We start from the raw sequence: 19623 nt of genomic DNA, 5'->3' as shown, positions 1-19623 counted from the left end.
ACTCCAGGACCGCCTGCCGCTCGCGTTAGGACAGCAAGGACAGCGATGCCCCCCAACACCACCGCCTCTTCCGGCCAGCAGCCCGGCAAGTCCGGCAGGAAGAAGGGGCGCAAAGCCCGACTGTTCTTGATTGTCCTGGTTCTCGCCATCATCGGGGGCATCGCCTTCGGCGCGTACTGGAGCATCAGCACGGTGCGTGCCTCGTTCCCGCAGACCAAGGGATCCATTCGGATCGACGGGCTGTCAGGGCCTGTGACCGTGCAGCGCGACGGCAACGGGATCCCGCAGGTCTACGCCTCGTCCGACGCGGACCTGTTCATGGCCCAGGGCTTCGTCCAGGCGCAGGACCGGTTCTACGAGATGGACGTGCGCCGCCACATGACCTCGGGCCGGCTGTCCGAGATGTTCGGCGCGGGCCAGGTCAAGAACGACGAGTTCCTGCGCACGCTGGCCTGGGACCGGATCGCGAAGAAGGAGTACGACACCAAGCTGTCGGCCTCCACGAAGAAGTACCTCCAGGCGTACTCCCAGGGAGTCAACGCCTACCTGGCGGGCAGGAGCGCCAAGGAGATCTCCCTGGAGTACGCCGCCCTGGGCTTCACCAACGACTACACGCCGACCCGGTGGACCCCGGTCGACTCGGTGGCCTGGCTCAAGGCGATGGCCTGGGACCTGCGCGGCAACATGCAGGAAGAGATCGACCGCTCCCTGATGACGAGCCGGCTCGGCCCGAAGCAGATCGCGGACCTGTACCCGGACTACCCCTACAGCCGGAACAAGACGATCGTCCGCGAGGGCGCGTACGACAGCGTCACCGGGACGTACAGCCCCTCGGGCGCCGCCTCGGCGTCCACGGCGGGCACGGGGCTCACGGGCGGCACCGCGGCGCCCTCCGGCTTCCAGAGCCAGCTCTCGGGGCTCTACAAGGTCCTCGACGACCTGCCCACCGCCGTCGGCGTGAACGGCAACGGCATCGGCTCCAACTCCTGGGTCGTCGCCGGCAGCCACACGATCACCGGCAAGCCGCTGCTGGCCAACGACCCGCACCTGTCGGCGTCGCTGCCCTCGGTCTGGTACCAGATGGGCCTGCACTGCACCGTCGTCTCCGCCAAGTGCCAGTACGACGTCTCCGGTTACACCTTCGCGGGCATGCCCGGCGTGGTCATCGGCCACAACGCGGACATGGCCTGGGGCATGACGAACTCCGGGGTCGACGTCACCGACCTCTACCTGGAGAAGATCACCGGCCAGGGCTACGAGTACGACGGCAAGGTGCTGCCCTTCACGACCCGCAAGGAGACGATCAAGGTCGCGGGCGGTGCCGCCCGGACGATCGTCGTCCGGCAGACCCAGGACGGGATGCCGCTGCTCTCCGACCGCGACGACGAACTGGTCCAGGTCGGCAAGAAGGCCACGGTCGACGCCGAGGCGCCCGACCGCGGCGACGGCTACGCGATAGCACTGCGCTGGACCGCGCTGGACCCGGGCAGGACCATGGACGCCGTCTTCGCGATGGACAAGGCGTCGGACTGGAGCGAGTTCCGCAAGGCGGCCGCGTCCTTCGAGGTGCCTTCCCAGAACCTGGTCTACGCCGACGGCGCCGGCGCGAGCGGCAACATCGGCTACCAGCTGCCCGGCAAGATCCCCACGCGCGCCAAGGGCGACGACGGCTCGCTGCCCTCGCCCGGCTGGGACTCGAAGTACCGCTGGACCGGCTACATCAAGCAGTCCGCCCTGCCCTACGAGTACAACCCCAAGCGCGGCTACATCGTCACCGCCAACCAGGCGGTCGTCGACCCGGACAAGTACCCGTACACGCTCACCACGGACTGGGGCTACGGCACCCGCAGCCAGCGGATCACCGACCTGATCGAGTCGAAGACCAGGGGCGGCGCCAAGATCTCGACCGATGACATGCGCCAGATGCAGCTCGACAACAGCAGCGAGATCGCCAAGCTGATCGTGCCCAAGCTGCTCAAGATCGACGTGCCCGACAAGGACGTCCGCGACGCGCAGAAGCTCCTGGAGGGCTGGGACTACACCCAGGACGCCGACTCCGCGGCCGCCGCCTACTTCAACGCCACCTGGCGCAACATCCTCAAGCTCGCCTTCGGCAACAAGCTGCCCAAGGAGCTGCGGGTCAAGGGCCAGTGCCTGTGGGTCGAGCGGGCCGACACCACCGGTCCCGCGGACGAGGACCAGACGGTGCGCGAGTGCGGCGAGCGTGAGCCGGACCAGGCGCAGCCGGACGGCGGCGACCGCTGGTTCGAGGTGATCCGCAAGATCATCGACGACGAGCACGACGACTGGTGGAAGCTGCCCAGGACGCGCACCGAGGACGCGACCGCGACCCGGGACGACCTGTTCCGCCGGGCCCTGACGGACGCCCGCTGGGAGCTGACCGCCAAGCTCGGCAAGGACATCGACACCTGGAGCTGGGGCCGGCTGCACCGCCTGTTCCTGAAGAACCAGACCCTCGGTACCGAAGGCCCCGGTTTCCTTCAGTACATGCTCAACCGCGGCCCCTGGAACCTCAGCGGCGGCGAGGCGACGGTCAACGCGACCGGCTGGAACGCGGCCGGTGGCTACGGGGTGGTCTGGGTGCCCTCGATGCGGATGGTCGTCAACCTCGGGGACCTCGACAAGTCCAAGTGGATCAACCTCTCGGGTGCCTCGGGGCACGCCTACAGCGCGCACTACACCGACCAGACGGAGAAGTGGGCCAAGGGCGAACTCCTGCCGTGGGCCTTCACCAAGCAGGCCGTCGACAAGGCGACGAGCGACACCCTGGTCCTGAAGCCCTGAAGCCCTGAAGCCCTGAAGCCCTGAAGCTTCGACGAAAGTGGCCCTCCACGCGTGCGTGGAGGGCCACTTCGCGTCCGCCGTCCGCCGCTCCTGTCCCGCGTCCGCGGCCCGTCAGCGGAAGCGGCGGACTCCAGAGGGGGTCACCACGGCGTGGACGGGCCGGTCGTGCGCCTCCTCCGGGACCCGGTCGACCACCTCGGTGTCGTACAGGAGCACCACCAGGGCCGGGTCGGCGCCCGAACGCTCCAGACGGGCCAGCACGCGGTCGTACGAGCCTCCGCCGCGCCCCAGCCGCATCCCGCGGGTGTCGACGGCGAGTCCGGGCAGCAGAACGGCGTCGGCGTCCTGGACGGCCGCCGGTCCCAGCCGCTGGCCCGCGGGCTCCAGGAGGGCCATTTTCCCGCCGTGCCGGACCTCCGTGAGGGAGTCCGTCCCGGTGTACGCGCCCCAGTCCAGGTCGTTGTCCGGCAACAGGACCGGCAGGATGACCCGCACCCCGCGCGCGTGAAGCGCGTCCAGGAGAGCGAGGGTGCCCGGTTCGCTTCCCACGGACACGTAGGCGGCTACCGTGCCGGCCCGCGCCAGTTCGGGAAGTTCCAGGGCGCGGGCGGCGAGGGCGGCGGCGGTCTCCCGCACGTCATCGGCCGTCAACCCATTCCTCACCGACAGGAGTCCTCGCCGCAACATTCGTTTGTCAGGCTCTGGTTCGCGTCCGACGTGTCTCAAAGGTGACTCCTGTAGTTCTCTTAATCCGTTCATATGATCGTGAATTAACCGGAGCCACAGATTCTGCACATAGCCACCGGTTATGGTTGCGGACATGACTGAGTCACACCCCAGGATCACCAAGGCTGTCATTCCCGCGGCAGGCCTCGGCACCCGGTTCCTGCCGGCCACCAAGGCCACTCCCAAGGAGATGCTGCCGGTCGTCGACAAGCCGGCGATCCAGTACGTGGTCGAAGAGGCCGTGTCGGCGGGTCTTGACGACGTTCTGATGATCACAGGCCGCAACAAGCGCCCGCTCGAAGACCACTTCGACCGCAACTACGAGCTGGAGTCGGCCCTTCAGAAGAAGGGCGACGCGAGCCGGCTCGCCAAGGTCCAGGCGTCGAGCGACCTCGCGACCATGCACTACGTGCGCCAGGGTGATCCCAGGGGCCTCGGTCACGCCGTCCTGTGCGCGGCCCCGCACGTGGGCCGCGAGCCCTTCGCCGTACTCCTCGGCGACGACCTGATCGACCCCCGTGATCCCCTGCTGGCCCGCATGGTCGAGGTCCAGGAACGGCATGGCGGCAGCGTGATCGCGCTCATGGAGGTCGCGCCCGAGCAGATCCACCTCTACGGATGCGCCGCCGTCGAGGCCACCGACGAGGGCGACCTGGTCAAGGTGACCGGTCTGGTCGAGAAGCCGGACGCCGTGGACGCGCCCAGCGCCTACGCCGTCATCGGACGCTACGTCCTCGACCCGCACATCTTCGACATACTGCGCAAGACCGAGCCGGGCCGCGGCGGCGAGATCCAGCTCACCGACGCCCTCCAGCAGCTCGCCGCGGACGAGAAGGTCGGCGGCCCCGTGCACGGCGTCGTCTTCAAGGGCCGCCGTTATGACACCGGGGACCGCGGCGACTACCTGCGTGCCATTGTCAGACTCGCATGCGAACGTGAGGACCTGGGCCCGGACTTCCGGACCTGGCTTCGCCGTTACGTAGCCGAGGAGATGTAGGGATTTTGAGCAACGCCGCGACCCGCACCACCGGCCAGGAACGCCTCTGGTCGGTGGACGACCACCTGGAGGACATCCTCACGACCGTCCGCCCCCTCGAACCCATCGAGCTGCAACTCCTCGACGCCCAGGGCTGCGTCCTGCTCGAGGACGTCACGGTGCCGGTCTCCCTGCCGCCGTTCGACAACAGCTCGATGGACGGGTACGCGGTCCGGGTCGCGGATGTGGCGGGCGCGAGCGAGGAGTTCCCGGCGGTCCTGACGGTCGTCGGCGATGTCGCGGCCGGCCAGGCCGACCAGCCCTACGTGGGCCCCGGCCAGGCGGCCCGCATCATGACCGGCGCCCCGCTTCCGCCCGGCGCCGAAGCCGTCGTCCCCGTCGAGTGGACGGACGGAGGCCTCGGCGAGGGGCCGGTCTCCCGGATGCGCGCGCACAGCACGTCCCCCGAGGGTTCCTCCGGACAGGTCCACGTCCACCGCCCGGCCGAGGCCCGCGCGCACGTCCGCGCGAAGGGCAGTGACGTGAAGGCGGGCGACCGCGCCCTCGAAGCCGGCACCGTCCTCGGTCCGCCGCAGATCGGCCTGCTCGCCGCGATCGGCCGCGGCACCGTGCGGGTGCGCCCCCGCCCCCGCGTGGTCGTCCTGTCCACCGGCAGCGAACTCGTCCAGCCCGACGAGGAGTTGGGCACCGGTCAGATCTACGACTCGAACAGCTTCGCCCTGTGCGCGGCCGCCCGCGACGCGGGAGCCATCGCCTACCGCGTCGGCGCCGTCGCCGACGACGCCGAGACCCTGCGCTCGACCGTCGAGGACCAACTCGTCCGCGCGGACCTGCTGGTCACGACCGGCGGGGTGAGCGTCGGCGCCTACGACGTCGTCAAGGAAGCGCTGTCCTCGGTCGGCGACGAGGACGAGGAGGGCGGCGGCATCGACTTCCGCACCCTCGCCATGCAGCCCGGCAAGCCCCAGGGCTTCGGATCCATCGGCCCCGAGCACACCCCGCTGCTCGCGCTCCCCGGCAACCCCGTCTCGTCCTACGTCTCCTTCGAGCTCTTCGTGCGCCCCGCGATCCGGGCCCTGATGGGGCTGCCGGACGTCCACCGGCCCACGATCAGGGCGAAGCTCTCCGCGGACAAGGCGCTGACCTCGCCGAAGGGCCGTCGTCAGTTCCTGAGGGGTACGTACGCGAACGGCACGGTCACGCCCGTCGGCGGCGCCGGATCCCACCTGGTCGCCGCCCTCGCGCACGCCGACGCGTTGATCGTCGTCCCCGAACAGGACACCTCGGTCGAGCCCGGCACCGAGGTCGAGGTCGTCGTCCTCGGCTGAGCGGCCGGTCCGGGCGGACGCCCGCCCGGACCCCGCCGGGGGCGCCCGGCTCGCGCCGGGGCACACAGCCCCTGACGGGCGGCGTGGCGGCGTACGGAACGGGCGGTAACCTGTCGCGCACACCAGGCCCACGCTCCGCACCGCGACGGGCCCCGACCGGGAGCGCCCACGCACATGACTGTTCCGTCCCGGGGAGAGACCTCCGGACCCCCTGTGCAGAACCGACTGACGCACATCGACGAGGCCGGCGCCGCCCGTATGGTCGACGTGTCCGGCAAGGACGTGACCGCCCGCACCGCGCGCGCCAGCGGACGGGTCCTGGTCTCGCCGCGGGTCGTGGAACTGCTCCGCGGCGAGGGGGTCCCCAAGGGCGACGCCCTCGCCACCGCCCGCATCGCCGGGATCATGGGAGCCAAGCGCACACCGGATCTGATCCCGCTGTGCCACCCGTTGTCGGTGTCCGGTGTCAAAATTGATCTGTCGGTCGCGGACGACGCCGTCGAGATCCTCGCCACCGTGAAGACGACCGACCGCACGGGCGTCGAGATGGAAGCCCTCACCGCGGTCAGTGTGGCGGCCCTCACCGTGATCGACATGGTCAAGGCTGTCGACAAGGGGGCGGTCATCACGGACGTACGGGTGGAAGAGAAGACAGGCGGGAAATCGGGCGACTGGAGCCGGTCATGAGCGGCGAGAGCGTCATCGGCGGAGCCCTTCCGGCGGACTACAGCGCGCTGGTCGTCACGGCCTCCAACCGAGCCGCCGCCGGTGTCTACGAGGACAAGGGCGGCCCCCTGGTCGCCGGAGGCCTCGCGGGGTGCGGCTTCGCGGTCGACGGGCCGTGGGTCGTGCCCGACGGGGATTCCGTGGAGGAAGCGCTGCGCAGCGGAGTCGAGGCGGGCTACGACGTCATCGTCACCACCGGCGGCACGGGGATCTCGCCCACCGACCGCACCCCCGAGGCGACCCGGCGGGTGCTCGACCGCGAGATCCCGGGAATCGCCGAGGCCATCAGGGCGTTCGGCAGGGACAAGGTGCCCACGGCGGCACTCTCGCGGGGGCTCGCGGGAGTCGCCCGGGGGACGCTGATCGTCAACCTGCCGGGTTCCACCGGCGGGGTGAGGGACGGACTGGCCGTTCTGGAACCCCTCCTGATCCACGCCGTCGACCAGATCCGCGGCGGCGACCACAACAGACCGAGCGGCAGCGGGGGTGCGAGCTGAACAGCACATCCTGGCCGGTCGAGCTGGTGGACGGCGATGTCGTCCTCCGGCCGATAAGGCTGCGCGACCAGCGGGCCTGGCGCGAGGTGAACCGGCGCAACCGCGACTGGCTGCGCCCCTGGGAAGCGACGATCCCACCCCCCACGCCGAGGGGCCCGATCGCGCACCGGCCGACGTACCGGCAGATGGTCCGCCACCTGCGGGCCGAGGCCAACGCGGGCCGGATGCTGCCCTTCGTCATCGAGTACCAGGGGCGGCTGGTCGGCCAGCTCACCGTGGCCGGGATCACCTGGGGCTCCATGTGCTCCGGGCACATCGGCTACTGGGTGGACCAGTCGGTGGCGGGCCGCGGAGTGATGCCCACGGCCGTGGCTCTGGTCAGCGACCACTGCTTCCGCACCGTCGGACTGCACCGCATCGAGGTCTGTATTCGCCCCGAGAACGGGCCCAGCCGCAGGGTCGTGGAGAAACTCGGATTCCGCGAGGAAGGGCTGCGCCCGCGCTATCTCCACATCGACGGTGCCTGGCGCGACCATCTCGTCTTCGCCCTCACCGCGGAGGAAGTGCCCGAGGGGCTGCTCGCGCGCTGGCGGCGGACGCGTTCGGCCAGAAGCCGTTCGGAACAGGTGGGATCGGAGCAGGCCGGCTCGCAGAACCCGAGCAAGCCCGGCCACCCCGGAAAATGAAATAGGTGTTCGAAAATGATCGGCAGGCGATCGTGTCAGGGCATTAATTTCGCGCTCACGACGGCCTGCTGATCGCATCGGTCACAAAAAAAGCTCGAAATATCAGCCGGATCGTGCGACACACCGGCGCAATTGGCAGATGGCCTCATACAAACCCCTCTACCGTGTGAGGGGTGAGCAGCAGCGGCCTCATCTACGCAGTCATTGTCGGGGCCTGGGCCGCCTACTTGGTGCCGATGTGGCTCCGTAGGCAGGACGAGCTGAACGAAGCCCGTCCGACGGAACGCTTCAGCACCGCCATCCGGTTGCTGTCCGGACGAGCGGGCATGGAGCGTCGATACGCCAAGGACCTGCGCGCACGCTCCACCGAGGAGGAGGAGCCCAGCGCCGACCCGGACGGCGTCACCGATTCGGTGGACGTCCGGTCCTTCGCCGTATCCCCGACCCGGCCCCAGGCGACGGACCGGCACCGTCCGCACGTCCAGGAACGCGTGCAGGTGCCGGAGCCGGTCCAGGCGGAGCAGGAGCCGGGCGCACGCGCTCCCGGCAGGGAGAACGGCGCGTACGAGACCTCGGGCGCCGCCCGGTCCGTACCGCACCAGTCGGGTGGGCCGGCGCCGAGACCCCCGGCCAAGTCCGCGCCCCAGCAGGCCGCGTCGTCCGTGCCCGGCGCCCGTCGGCCGGTCTCGGCGGAGGCCGCGGCGCGGGCCCGGCGTACGAAGGTCCTCGCCCGCCGTCGGCGTACGACGGTCCTGCTGTTCCTCGCCTTCAGCCTCGGCGCGGTCGTCGCCGCCGTGGGCGGGCTCGCCTTCCTGTGGGCGCCCGGCGTGCCGGCCGTGATCCTCAGCTCGTACATCGTGCACCTGCGGGTCCAGGAGCGGCGGCGCTTCACCTACACCATGGACCGCCGCCGGGCCGAGGTCGCTGCGCAGCGGCTCAGGGAGCGGCAGCCGCGCCGGCGGACCTCCGTCGACCCGGTGGCGGACGAACCGGAGGAGGGCTCCGCCCCCGACACCGACCCCGGTCTGCTGGCGCTCGCCGCCGACCGCCGTGCCCTCGTCGAGCAGACCGACCACGCCGAGTGGGTCGACCAGCAGCGTGAACGGCAGTGCGGTCCCGCCCAGGGGGACAGCTGGGACCCGGTGCCGGTTCCCCTGCCGACCTATGTGACCGCGCCGGTCGCGCCCCGGGCGACGTCCAGCGTGGACCTGGGTGCGCCGGACGCGTGGAGTTCCGCGCGCTCCAGCGCGGTGGAGCCGAACGCGCCCGAGGCGGAGCCGGCCGACGAGGACCTCTCCGAGGACTCCGAGGATGCCGGGCCGGCGGACGGCAGCCGCAGCGACGCCCGGCGGGCGGCGTCCGCGCGGCGCGCCCGTGAACGCGGCCGGACTCCGCTGTTCGACCAGTACGAGGACGGCGAACGTCCGCGCGCGGCCAACGAGTGACGGGTGGGACGACGAGGGCGTGCGGGGGTCCGGCTGACCAGGCAGGAACGGATTACCGAGCACCTCGATCGGGATGCTAGAGTTTCACTCGTTGCAAGGGCCTGTGGCGCAGTCTGGTAGCGCACCTCGTTCGCATCGAGGGGGTCTGGGGTTCAAATCCCCACAGGTCCACCGCAGCTCAGAGCCCCAGCCGGAGAGATCCGGCTGGGGCTCTTTGGCGTTCTCTGACGGCGTGGCACGGCGCCCGCTGTCGGCCGTCACCTTTCGGGCCTTTCGGTCTTGGCCCTCCGGACCGATCGCCGTACGCGGCTGCCGGAACGGCCCGGCGACCGTGACGGACCCGCCCGGCGGGAGCGGGGCGGCGGTCGCTCCCGCCATCGCGGGTGAGGGCCGCCCCGACGGCTCCCGGTGGCCGGTGTCCCTGCCGGGGCGCTAGAGGGTCTTGGCGTAGCAGAGGCTCAGTTCGTGGAAGCGGTAGTAGCCGAACTTGGCGCACGGTTCGTAGCCGCTCGACGCGTAGAGGGCGACCGCCTCGGGCTGCTTGGAGCCGGTCTCCAGGACCATGCGGACGCGGCCGGCCGTGCGGGCGTCCTCCTCCAGGGCGGCCAGCATGCGCCGGGCGAGGCCGAGACCGCGGGCCTCGGGGACCACGTACATGCGCTTGAGCTCGGCGTCGCCGTCCGTGTAGCCCTCGTCGTTCTCGTCCTGGATGCGCCAGCCGCCCGTGGCCACCGGGCGGTCCCGCTCGTCGTAGGCGATCAGATAGAGGCCCAGGGGCGGGGAGAACATCCGCGCGTCCAGATGCGTGGCGTCGCCGCCGTCGCCGTAGCGCACGGCGTATTCGGCCTGAACCTGGTCGTTGAGCTTCACGGCGTCGGGGTGGTCGAAGGGGACCGGACGGAAATTCATGCGTAATACCGTACGTCTATGCGATAGCTGAATGGAGGGCGGTGCGGTTCCGGACGGTCGTGCCGTTCTCGGCGGTCGAGTTCCGGCCGGTCGCACGGATGTAGATCGAGTTCTGGTCGACCGTACCGATTAAGTATCGTGCCCTGGTGCTGACTGTGACCTCTGTGAATGTGAACGGGCTCCGGGCCGCCGCGAAGAAGGGTTTCGTGGAGTGGCTCGCGGCGACCTCCGCGGACGTGCTGTGCCTCCAGGAGGTACGGGCCGAGCCCGGGCAGCTTCCCGAGGAGGTGCGCGCGCCCGAGGGGTGGCACGTCGTGCACGCCCCCGCCGCCGCCAAGGGCCGCGCCGGTGTGTCCCTCTACACACGCCGTGAGCCCGACCGCGTCCGGATCGGCTTCGGGTCCGAGGAGTTCGATGCCACCGGGCGGTACGTCGAGGCCGACCTGCCCGGTGTCACCGTCGCGAGCCTCTACCTCCCCTCGGGCGAGGTCGGGACCGAACGGCAGGACGAGAAGGTCCGGTTCATGGGCGAGTTCCTCGCCCACCTGAAGGACCTCAGGGTGCGGGCCGCCGCCGACGGGCGGGAGGTCGTCGTCTGCGGCGACTGGAACATCGCCCACGAGGAGGCCGACCTCAAGAACTGGCGCGCCAACAAGAAGAACTCCGGCTTCCTGCCCGAGGAGCGGGAGTGGCTCGGCCGCGTCCTGGACCCGGAGGACGGCGGATACGTCGACGTCGTACGGGCCCTGCACCCGGACGCCGAGGGCCCGTACACCTGGTGGTCCTACCGGGGACGGGCCTTCGACAACGATTCAGGGTGGAGGATCGACCTCCAGACCGCCACGCCGGGGCTCGCGGGCAAGGCGGTCAAGGGGTTCGTGGAGCGCGCGGCGACGCACGGGGAACGCTGGTCCGACCACGCGCCGGTCACGGTGGTCTACGACCTCTGACCGGCCTCGTCACGCCCTCGGGGCCCCGGGGTCCCGGCGGTCGCGGGGGTTCCCGTGGGCCCGTAGCCGCCGGTCCATCGCCATCGACAGTTCCGCCTCCACCACGCTCTTCGCCAGGGGGCGCAGGCGCTGGAGGTCGTCGGGGGTGCGGTCCTCGGTGAGGACGAGCGTGGTGAAGAGTTCGGCCAGGGCCTCCGTATGCTCCCGTACGCGGCGGGCGGCGGTCAGGACGTCCGCGAGCGGTATCCCCTCGCGGACCAGGGCGGCCGAGACGTCGAGCAGACGACGGCTGATGTGCACGATCTCGCCGCCGTCCGTGCCGAGATAGCCGAGGTCGAGCGCCGCGGCGAGGTTCTCCCCGGTCGCCTGGCCCGCGAAGACGTCGGCCAGTTCCTCGGGGGAGAGGCGGACCGGGGTCTCCTCGGTGGGCTCGCCGAGGCCGAGCAGTTCGCCGACGTCACGGCCGTGGTCGAAGGCCTCGGCCAGTTCCGCGATGCCGTTCAGGGTGTGGCCGCGTTCCAGCAGCGCCGAGATGGTGCGCAGACGGGCCAGGTGGGTGTCGTCGTACCAGGCGATGCGACCCTCGCGCCGGGGCGGCGGTATGAGCTTGCGCTCCCGGTAGAAGCGCAGCGTGCGCACGGTGATGCCGGCCTCCTCGGCCAGTTCCTCCATGCGGTACTCGCGATGGCCGGGCTCCGGCGCGGAGCGGGCGGTGCCGGTGGGCGGCCCGGGGTCCGGGGCCGACGCTCCGCGCGTCGGCGCGTCCGTCCGGCGTCCGCCGGGCTTCCGCGTCGCCGTGCCCCCTGCCCGCGTCTCCGCGCCGCGCTTTCCTGATCCCTCGGCCACGTCCGCACCCTACGTCGTACCCCCGGTAACTTTCCCGCTCGCGACCCCTACCCATGAGTACGAAGCTGCTCTACTCTCCCGATTGTGCCAGTGTTCACTGGCAGGGTTGTGCGGGCTAGGGAGGCGTCGGGATGACCGAGCACGAGCATGTACGGGTGGCGGTGATCGGGTCCGGGTTCGGCGGGCTGGGCGCCGCCGTGCGGCTGCGACGCGAAGGGATCACCGACTTCGTGGTCCTGGAGCGGGCCGGCGGCGTGGGCGGCACCTGGCGCGACAACAGCTATCCCGGGTGCGCCTGCGACGTCCCCTCGCATCTGTACTCGTTCTCGTTCGCGCCCAACGCCGAATGGCCGCGCACCTTTTCCGGGCAGGAGCACATCCGCGCGTACCTGGAGCACGTGGCGGACGTCTTCGGGCTGCGCCCGCATCTGCGGTTCGACTCCGAGGTCACGAAGATGACCTGGGACGCGGAGGAACTGCGCTGGGAGATCGAGACGAGCGGCGGGTTCCTCACGGCGGACGTCGTGGTGTCCGCGACCGGCCCGCTCTCCGACCCCAAGATCCCCTCGATCCCGGGGATCGACACCTTCACCGGCAAGGTGTTCCACTCGGCCCGCTGGGACCACGACTACGACCTGCGCGGCAAGCGGGTGGCGATGATCGGCACCGGGGCCTCCGCCATCCAGATCGTGCCGGCGATCCAGCCGGACGTCGCGCGGCTGACCCTGTTCCAGCGCACCCCGCCGTGGGTGATGCCGCGGGTCGACCGGGCCATCAGCGGCGCCGAACGCTGGCTGCACCGGAAGCTGCCGTTCACGGCACAGGCCCGGCGCGGACTGCTCTGGGGCATCCGGGAACTCCAGGTGCAGGCGTTCACCAAACGGCCCGACGAACTCGGCATGGTCGAGCGGCTGGCCAAGCGGAACATCGCGCGCGCCGTGAAGGACCCGGACCTGCGCGAGAAGCTGACGCCCGACTACCGGATCGGCTGCAAGCGCATCCTGCTGTCGAACGCCTACTATCCGGCGCTCACCCGGCCGAACGTGGACGTCGTGGCCTCCGGGCTCGCCGAGATCGACGGCTCCACGCTGGTCGCCTCCGACGGCACCAGGACCGAGGCCGACGCGATCGTGTTCGGCACCGGCTTCCACGTCACCGACATGCCGATCGCCGAGCGGGTCGTCGGGGCGGACGGCAGGACGCTCGCCCAGGCGTGGGAGACCGGTATGAAGTCGCTGCGCGGCGCCACCGCGGCCGGCTTCCCCAACTGGATGACGATCATCGGACCGAACACCGGGCTCGGGAACTCCTCGATGATCCTGATGATCGAGTCCCAGCTCAACTACATGGCGGACTTCGTACGGCAACTGGACGTCCTCGGGGGACGCGTGGCGCTCGACGCCCGCCCCGCCGCCGTGGACGCCTGGAACCACAAGGTCCAGGAACGCATGAAGCGCACGGTGTGGAACACCGGCGGCTGCACCAGCTGGTACCTCGACGCCAACGGCGTCAACACGACCGTGTGGCCCGGCACGACGACCGAGTTCCGGAGCGCCACGCGCCGCGTCGACCTGGGGGAGTACGACGTGCTGCGCGCGGCGGAACCCGCACCGGGAGAGGCGCCGGAAGCCGCGCCCGAACCCCGCACGAAGAGCACCCGCAAGAAGAAGGTCGAGGCAGGAGCGTGAGCCGACTGACGAACGAGGCGCACGGGGCGTACGCGCCTCCGGTGCCGGCGCGGGAACTGATCGCGCACTCCGCGGACGGCGCGCGACTGCACGTCGAGGTGCACGGCCCCGAGGGCGCGCCCGCCGTCGTCCTCGCGCACGGATGGACCTGCTCGACCGCCTTCTGGGCGGCCCAGATCCGGGACCTCTCCGCCGACCACCGGGTCATCGCGTACGACCAGCGCGGGCACGGGCGCAGCCCCGCGAGTGACGCGTGCAGCACCGAGGCGCTCGCCGACGACCTGGAGGCGGTGCTCGCGGCCACCCTCGCGCCGGGCGAGAAGGCCGTGCTCGCGGGCCACTCCATGGGCGGGATGACGCTGATGGCGGCCTCGGCGCGGCCGCGGTTCCAGGAGCACGCGGCGGCGGCGCTGCTGTGCAGCACGGGGAGCACGCGACTGGTGGAGGAGGCGCGTGTGCTGCCGTGGCGCGCCGGACGGCTCCGGACGCGTCTCACCGGGGCCGTGCTCGGCTCGCGCGCGCCGCTCGGGCCCGTCACGCCGGTCGCCAGGCGGATCCTCAAGTACGCGACCATGGGCCCCGGTTCGTCTCCCGTCATGGTGGAGGCGTGCGCGCGGATCGTGCACGCCTGTCCGCGTGCGGTGCGCCACGCGTGGTCGGCCGTGCTCGCCACCCTCGATCTCGAAGCGGGGGTACGGGAGTTGAGGGTGCCGACGGCGGTGATCTCGGGCGGCGTGGACCGGCTGACACCGGTCGTGCACGCGCGCGCCCTCGTGGCCGCGCTGCCGAACTGTGTCGGCAGCACCGAGCTGCCGGGCCTCGGGCACATGACCCCGGTGGAGGCGCCGGAACTGGTGACGGCCCGGATCAGGGAACTCGTCGCCACGTACGCCACGTACACCGCGGAGATCACGTACACCGCGGAGATCACAGAGACCGCGGAGACCGCAGAGATCAAGGAGGGCGCATGAGCAGGGTGAGCCTGGAAGGGCAGGTCGCCGTCGTCACGGGGGCCGCACGCGGTGTCGGCGAACTCCTCGCCCGCAAGCTCTCCGCGCGCGGGGCGAAGGTCGCGCTGGTCGGGCTGGAGGCGGACGAGCTGAAGCGGGTCTCGGAGCGGCTGCGCGGCGAGAGCGACCACTGGTACGCCGACGTCACCGACCACGAGGCGATGGCGCGGGTGGCCCAGGCGGTCAAGCAGCGGTTCGGGAAGGTGGACATCGTCGTCGCGAACGCCGGTGTCGCGAGCGGCGGCCCCTTCGTGGACTCCGACCCCGTCGCCTGGCGGCGGGTGATCGAGGTGAACCTGATCGGATCGGCGGTCACCGCGCGGGCGTTCCTGCCGGCGCTGATGGAGAGCCGGGGCTATCTGCTCCAGATCGCGTCGCTGGCCGCGATGACTCCCGCCCCCATGATGTCGGCCTACTGCGCCTCCAAGTCCGGTGTGGAGGCGTACGCGCACAGCCTGCGCGCCGAGGTCGGCCACAAGGGCGTTCGCGTCGGGGTCGGGTACCTGTCCTGGACCGACACCGACATGGTGCGGGGCGCCGATCAGGACGAGGTGATGCGGGAGTTGCGGCAGCGGCTGCCGTGGCCGTCCAACAAGACCTATCCGCTGGGGCCGGCCGTCGAGCGGATCGTGGCCGGGATCGAGCGCCGCTCCAGCCATGTGTACGCGCAGCGGTGGCTGCGCGGGATGCAGGGGATCCGGGGGTATCTGCCCGGCGTCATCGGGTCGGTGGGGCAGCGCGAGATGCGGCGGTTCGAGCCGCGTCTCGGCGGTGTGCGGACCGGGCTGGTCGGTGCGGGCGGAGCGGCCGACGAAGAGGAGCGGAAGTCGACGGCTCCCTAGGCCGGCTGGAGGCGCTCCGGGGGATCCGGGGCGTCTCCGAGACGTGTCCCACCGGCGCGTCTCACGGTGAGTGACTGACCGAAATGCGTGCTCTGTCCCTGCGTGTCAGTCTGGTCGAGGCCCGGACCTCCCCGCTCACAAGGGGGGTCGAGGGCCGAATCCCTCACCCGCAACAGGAGTGAATCTCATGAGCATGCAGGACCAGTTCAAGGACAAGGCCGAGCGGATGAAGCAGCAGGGCAAGAAGAAGACGCGCCCTGAGGGCCGTCAGGACGAGGCGAGCCGCCGTGCCCCGGCCGGCCGTGACGCCGTCCCGGCCCGTGACGGTGCGACGCCGGACGCTGAGCGGACTCAGCGGGAGGCTCAGGACCGCTTCGACCAGGACTACGACGCCTGATCGAAAGGCCCGCTCGGCCTGAATGGGGCGCCCTCTTCCCGGGGGGCGCCCCTTTCGCGTGCTCGCTTTCGCGTGCTCGCCTTCTCGTGCTCGTTTCCGGTGAGTTCGGTCGACTCGGCCCGGTGCGTCGAATGCGTTCGGTGTGTTCGGCGCGTTCGGTGCGGCCGGTCGCGTCAGTCCGGTCGAGGGGGGAGCTTCGGCCTTCTTCGGTCGGGCACGTCCGAGTGGTCCGGCGGGGAGGCCGCGGGCTGGGTGCGCAACAGGTCGAGGGAGAGCTGGATGGCGTCGTCCAGCTGGGCGTGGCGGCCCTCCGCCCAGTCGAGCGGGGTGCGCAGGATCTCCAGGTCGGGTGCGACGCCATGGTTCTCGACGGACCAGCCGTACGCGTCGAACCAGGCGGCGTTCATCGGCACCGTGATGACCGTGCCGTCGCCGAGGCGATGGCGGCCGGTCATGCCGACGACTCCGCCCCAGGTGCGCTGGCCCACGACCGGGCCCAGCTTCAGCAGTTTGAAGGCGGCGGTGATCATGTCGCCGTCGGACGACGTCGCTTCGTCGGCCAGGGCGACCACCGGGCCGCGCGGGGCGTTGGAGGCGTACGACACCGGCTGCGCGTCACGGGTGAGGTCCCAGCCGAGGATCGTGCGGGTCAGCTTCTCGACGACCAGTTCGCTGATGTGGCCGCCCGCGTTGCCCCGTACATCGACGATGAGGGCCGGGCGCGAGACCTCCATCCGCAGGTCGCGGTTGAACTGGGCCCAGCCCGAGCCGCCCATGTCCGGGATGTGCAGATAGCCGCAGTGTCCGCCGCTCAACTCCCGCACCACCTGGCGGCGTTTGGCCACCCAGTCCTGGTAGCGCAGCGGGCGTTCGTCGATCAGCGGGACCACGGCCACCCGCCGCGGGCGGCCCTCGCCCTCCGCCGGGGTGAAGGTCAGCTCCACCGTCGTGCCGCCCGCGCCCGCGAGCAGCGGATACGGTCCGGTGACCGGGTCCACCGGACGCCCGTCGACGTGCGTGAGGACCGCGCCCTCGCGGATGCCGGTGCCGGCCAGCGGTGAACGCGCCTTGGAGTCGGACGAGTCGCCGGGCAGGATGCGCTTGAGCATCCAATGCTCGTCGCGGCAGACGAAGTTGGCGCCCAGCAGGCCCTGCCAGCGCTGGTAGTGGGGCGGGCCCTCGTTGCGGCGCGCGGGGGTCACGTACGCGTGCGAGGTGCCCAGTTCGCCGAGCACCTCGCGCAGCAGGTCCGCGAACTCGTCCGGGGACGAGACCCGTTCGACCAGGGGACGGTACTGCTCCAGGATCGCGTCCCAGTCGATGCCGCACATGTCCGGGTCCCAGTAGTAGGCGCGGATGATGCGGCCGGCCTCCGCGTACGCCTGGCGCCACTCGGCGCACGGGTCCACCTCGTGCAGGATGCGGCGCAGATCGATCCAGACGGTGGAGTCGCTGTCGCCGGACTCGGTGGCGGGGACGGCGCGCAGGTCGCCCTCGTCGACGACGACCAGCCGGGAACCGTCACCGCTCACGGCGAACCAGTCGAGGTGGTCGACGAGTTCGGACTTCTTCGCCTTGGTGATGTTGAAGAACTCCAGGGTCGGACGGCCGGTCGTGTCGTCCGGGTTGGCGAACGTCTCGCCCAGCGCGCCGGAGATCGGCCAGCGCAGCCAGACCAGGCCGCCGCCCGAGACCGGGCGCAGCGCCGAGTACTTGGAGGCGGTGACCGGGAAGGGGGTCACCCGGCTCTCCAGGCCTTCGAGTTCGACGATCGTCGCGGTGCCGTCGCCGGACCCGTCCTCGACCGGGTCGAGGCCTCCGGCGACCGGCCGCCCGTCCGGGTTCAGCGCGAACGGGGAAGGGGTGGCGGAGGACAGGGGGACGAGGTAGGGGCGGCAGCCGAGCGGGAAGGACAGGTCCCCGGTGTGCACGTCGTACACGGGGTCGAAGCCGCGCCAGGACAGGAAGGCGAGATAGCGGCCGTCGCGCGTGAACACCGGATTCTCGTCCTCGAAGCGGCCGTTGGTGACGTCGACGATCAGACGGTCCTTTATGCGCGCCATCTTGATCTGCCGCAGGGAGCGCCCGATCCCGGGGTGCGACCACGTCAGCCAGGCGCCGTCCGGCGAGAAGGCGAGGTCCGTCACCGGTCCGTTGATGGACCGGATGAGCTCGGTGACCTCGCCCGGTTCCGCCCGCGCGACGTCTCCGGATTCCGCCCCTGTGCCGTCCCCGCCGCCGTCTCCCTCCTCGTCCTCGTCCCCGTCCCCGGGCTCGGATTCGGACTTCGACCCGGCCCGCGAGGTACCACCGGACGCGTCGGACCGGTCGGGCTCACGGGACGGGTCGGGCTCACCGGTCTCGCCGGACGCACCGAGCTCACCGGACGTCCCGCTCTCGTCGGACTCGCTCGGCTCGTCGAGCCCGGTGAGTTCGAGCTCGGCCTCGCCTGGCTCCTCCGTGGCGTCGAGGAGGAGCAGTCGGCCGTCGTTGGAGGCGATGGCGAGACGTTCGCCCTGCGGGTCCGACACCAGCTCCTGGACGCGGCCCAGCCGGCCGGAGGCGAGGCGGCGCGGCTCGCGGGCGCCGGTCGCGCGCGGCAGGTAGGCGATCTCGACGGCGTCCTCGCCGTCCGCGTCGGTGACATAGGCGACCTGGCCGCCCGAGCCGAGCATCTCCGGAAGCCGGACCCGTACGCCCGGGGTGTCCGCGATGGTGCGCGCGGGGCCGTCGCGATGGGTGAGCCAGTACAGGCTGCCGCGGACGACCACGGCGGAGGCCCGGCCCGTCTCGTCCACGGAGATGCTGTCCACGTGCTGGGCGGCCGGCACCGGGTACGTACGCCGTCCGGCGCGCGGGCCGCCCAGCAGGACGTCGAGGCGGCGCGGAACCGACTCGGGGGACAGGTTGTCGACGATCCACAGATCGCCCGCGCACTGGTAGACGACCCGGGTGCCGTCCGAGGAGGCGTGCCGGGCGTAGAAGGCGTCGTGGTCGGTGTGCCGGCGCAGGTCGGAGCCGTCGTACGCGCACGAGTAGAGGTTCCCGATGCCCTCGTGGTCGGAGAGGAACGCGATCCGTCCGTCGACGAACATCGGGCAGGCGAGGTGGCCGCCCAGCTCGGCGACCAGTTGCCGGCCGTGCAGCCAGATGCGGCCCATGGCCCCGCCCCGGTAGCGCTTCCAGGCGGCCGGTTCGTGCGGTGGGGTGCCGGTGAGCAGCAGGGTCTTCCGCTCGCCGTCGATGTCGGCGACGCCGATGTCCGAGACCGGGCCCCAGGGCTGTTTGCGGCCGGGGTCGCCGTCGGTGGGGACGGAGTAGGCCCAGGTGAAGTAGGAGAAGGGCTGGCCGTGCGAGGCGACGGCGAGGATGTCGCCTTCTGGGGACCAGCCGCACACCTGGGTGTCGGCGCTGCCCCAGTAGGTGAGCCGGTGGCCCGGTCCGCCCTCCACCGGCGCCAGGTGGATCTCCGGGACGAGGCTCCGCCAGCTCGTGTACGCGATCCGCCGGCCGTCGGGGGAGAAGCGGGGGTGGCCGACCTTGGTGCGGTCGACGGTGAGCCGCCAGGCGCGCCCTCGCCCGTCGAGCGGGGCCAGCCACAGGTCGTCCTCGGTGACGAAGCACAGCCGGTCGCCGCTCACGTGCGGGAAACGCAGGTAGCCGGGGGAGTTCTCGTCCGTGGTCGCGTTCTCGTACTCGTGGCTCACCTCCCCATGCTTTTCCGCTGGAGTGGCCCCGGCAACTCGTGGCGCCGGGGGCGCGTTGTGGGAC

General features: G+C 71.2%; 16 protein-coding genes and 1 tRNA gene. 13 read left to right on the top strand and 4 right to left on the bottom strand.

Annotated elements, in window-relative coordinates:
• Positions 1-45 precede the first annotated feature (45 nt).
• Positions 46-2805 carry a penicillin acylase family protein gene (locus ACF07B_RS15405; RefSeq protein ID WP_392179315.1) on the top strand — a complete coding sequence of 920 codons (2760 nt, stop codon included), beginning with the start codon at positions 46-48 and terminating at the stop codon, positions 2803-2805.
• Positions 2806-2916: 111 nt separating this feature from the next.
• On the opposite strand, the gene ACF07B_RS15400 is transcribed toward ACF07B_RS15405, so the two are convergent.
• Complete coding sequence (locus ACF07B_RS15400) at positions 2917-3492, bottom strand: 5-formyltetrahydrofolate cyclo-ligase (RefSeq protein ID WP_392179314.1); 576 nt, start codon at positions 3490-3492, stop codon at positions 2917-2919.
• A 133-nt stretch (positions 3493-3625) separates the two neighbouring features.
• Between ACF07B_RS15400 and galU the strand changes: the two genes are divergently transcribed.
• The 7 genes from galU to ACF07B_RS15365 all read left to right on the top strand — a co-directional run bounded on the left by galU (position 3626) and on the right by ACF07B_RS15365 (position 9381).
• A complete protein-coding gene (galU, locus tag ACF07B_RS15395; protein WP_369486412.1) occupies positions 3626-4528 on the top strand; it encodes a UTP--glucose-1-phosphate uridylyltransferase GalU in 903 nt (300 codons plus the stop codon).
• 5 nt (positions 4529-4533) lie between these two features.
• Positions 4534-5856 carry a gephyrin-like molybdotransferase Glp gene (gene glp / locus ACF07B_RS15390; protein ID WP_392179313.1) on the top strand — a complete coding sequence of 441 codons (1323 nt, stop codon included), beginning with the start codon at positions 4534-4536 and terminating at the stop codon, positions 5854-5856.
• 174 nt (positions 5857-6030) lie between these two features.
• Positions 6031-6543, top strand: a complete 513-nt coding sequence (gene moaC / locus ACF07B_RS15385) for a cyclic pyranopterin monophosphate synthase MoaC (RefSeq protein WP_392179312.1) — start codon at positions 6031-6033, stop codon at positions 6541-6543.
• Positions 6540-7079 carry a molybdenum cofactor biosynthesis protein B gene (locus ACF07B_RS15380; protein ID WP_392179311.1) on the top strand — a complete coding sequence of 180 codons (540 nt, stop codon included), beginning with the start codon at positions 6540-6542 and terminating at the stop codon, positions 7077-7079. The genes moaC and ACF07B_RS15380 overlap by 4 nt, the downstream gene beginning before the upstream one ends.
• A gap of 26 nt (positions 7080-7105) precedes the next feature.
• Positions 7106-7765, top strand: coding sequence for a GNAT family protein (locus ACF07B_RS15375; protein ID WP_362404930.1), 660 nt, complete (start codon positions 7106-7108; stop codon positions 7763-7765).
• A 173-nt stretch (positions 7766-7938) separates the two neighbouring features.
• A complete protein-coding gene (gene glpR / locus ACF07B_RS15370; RefSeq protein WP_392179310.1) occupies positions 7939-9210 on the top strand; it encodes a gephyrin-like molybdotransferase receptor GlpR in 1272 nt (423 codons plus the stop codon).
• A gap of 97 nt (positions 9211-9307) precedes the next feature.
• Positions 9308-9381, top strand: a tRNA-Ala gene (locus ACF07B_RS15365).
• Positions 9382-9642: 261 nt separating this feature from the next.
• On the opposite strand, the gene ACF07B_RS15360 is transcribed toward ACF07B_RS15365, so the two are convergent.
• A complete protein-coding gene (locus ACF07B_RS15360) occupies positions 9643-10119 on the bottom strand; it encodes a GNAT family N-acetyltransferase (protein ID WP_392179309.1) in 477 nt (158 codons plus the stop codon).
• A 146-nt stretch (positions 10120-10265) separates the two neighbouring features.
• On the opposite strand from ACF07B_RS15360, the gene ACF07B_RS15355 reads away from it, so the two are divergent.
• The gene (locus tag ACF07B_RS15355; RefSeq protein ID WP_392179308.1) at positions 10266-11069 is read left to right on the top strand and encodes an exodeoxyribonuclease III; all 804 of its coding nucleotides are present in this window, start codon (positions 10266-10268) and stop codon (positions 11067-11069) included.
• Between the two features lie 9 nt (positions 11070-11078).
• On the opposite strand, the gene ACF07B_RS15350 is transcribed toward ACF07B_RS15355, so the two are convergent.
• Positions 11079-11741, bottom strand: coding sequence for a MerR family transcriptional regulator (locus tag ACF07B_RS15350; protein ID WP_392179533.1), 663 nt, complete (start codon positions 11739-11741; stop codon positions 11079-11081).
• 305 nt (positions 11742-12046) lie between these two features.
• Here ACF07B_RS15350 and ACF07B_RS15345 point away from each other — a divergent pair, with 305 nt between their 5' ends.
• The 4 genes from ACF07B_RS15345 (at position 12047) to ACF07B_RS15330 (ending at position 15852) form a co-directional block, all read left to right on the top strand.
• Positions 12047-13603 carry a flavin-containing monooxygenase gene (locus tag ACF07B_RS15345; RefSeq protein WP_392179307.1) on the top strand — a complete coding sequence of 519 codons (1557 nt, stop codon included), beginning with the start codon at positions 12047-12049 and terminating at the stop codon, positions 13601-13603.
• Entirely contained in the window at positions 13600-14574 is a 975-nt protein-coding gene (locus ACF07B_RS15340) for an alpha/beta fold hydrolase (RefSeq protein ID WP_392179306.1), read from the top strand. Before ACF07B_RS15345 ends, ACF07B_RS15340 begins: the two co-directional genes overlap by 4 nt.
• A complete protein-coding gene (locus tag ACF07B_RS15335) occupies positions 14571-15455 on the top strand; it encodes an SDR family oxidoreductase (protein ID WP_392179305.1) in 885 nt (294 codons plus the stop codon). The genes ACF07B_RS15340 and ACF07B_RS15335 overlap by 4 nt, the downstream gene beginning before the upstream one ends.
• Positions 15456-15642: 187 nt before the next feature.
• A complete protein-coding gene (locus ACF07B_RS15330; RefSeq protein WP_362404911.1) occupies positions 15643-15852 on the top strand; it encodes a hypothetical protein in 210 nt (69 codons plus the stop codon).
• 173 nt (positions 15853-16025) lie between these two features.
• On the opposite strand, the gene ACF07B_RS15325 is transcribed toward ACF07B_RS15330, so the two are convergent.
• Positions 16026-19559 (bottom strand): S41 family peptidase, encoded by a 3534-nt coding sequence (locus ACF07B_RS15325; RefSeq protein WP_392179304.1) that lies wholly within the window; start codon positions 19557-19559, stop codon positions 16026-16028.
• Positions 19560-19623: the final 64 nt, after the last annotated feature.

Source organism: Streptomyces sp. NPDC015532, assembly GCF_043078065.1.
GTDB lineage: Bacteria > Actinomycetota > Actinomycetes > Streptomycetales > Streptomycetaceae > Streptomyces.
The sequence above is the reverse complement of the archived record's forward strand: the minus strand, read 5'-3'. Positions and strand labels throughout refer to the sequence as shown.

Excerpts from the sequence above, each read along its gene's own strand:
- ACF07B_RS15405 (WP_392179315.1), top strand. The coding sequence starts at position 46 with ATGCCCCCCAACACCACCGCCTCTTCCGGCCAGCAGCCCGGCAAGTCC.
- ACF07B_RS15400 (WP_392179314.1), bottom strand. The coding sequence starts at position 3,492 with ATGTTGCGGCGAGGACTCCTGTCGGTGAGGAATGGGTTGACGGCCGAT.
- galU (WP_369486412.1), top strand. The coding sequence starts at position 3,626 with ATGACTGAGTCACACCCCAGGATCACCAAGGCTGTCATTCCCGCGGCA.
- moaC (WP_392179312.1), top strand. The coding sequence starts at position 6,031 with ATGACTGTTCCGTCCCGGGGAGAGACCTCCGGACCCCCTGTGCAGAAC.
- ACF07B_RS15380 (WP_392179311.1), top strand. The coding sequence starts at position 6,540 with ATGAGCGGCGAGAGCGTCATCGGCGGAGCCCTTCCGGCGGACTACAGC.
- ACF07B_RS15360 (WP_392179309.1), bottom strand. The coding sequence starts at position 10,119 with ATGAATTTCCGTCCGGTCCCCTTCGACCACCCCGACGCCGTGAAGCTC.
- ACF07B_RS15350 (WP_392179533.1), bottom strand. The coding sequence starts at position 11,741 with ATGGAGGAACTGGCCGAGGAGGCCGGCATCACCGTGCGCACGCTGCGC.
- ACF07B_RS15345 (WP_392179307.1), top strand. The coding sequence starts at position 12,047 with ATGACCGAGCACGAGCATGTACGGGTGGCGGTGATCGGGTCCGGGTTC.
- ACF07B_RS15335 (WP_392179305.1), top strand. The coding sequence starts at position 14,571 with ATGAGCAGGGTGAGCCTGGAAGGGCAGGTCGCCGTCGTCACGGGGGCC.
- ACF07B_RS15330 (WP_362404911.1), top strand. The coding sequence starts at position 15,643 with ATGAGCATGCAGGACCAGTTCAAGGACAAGGCCGAGCGGATGAAGCAG.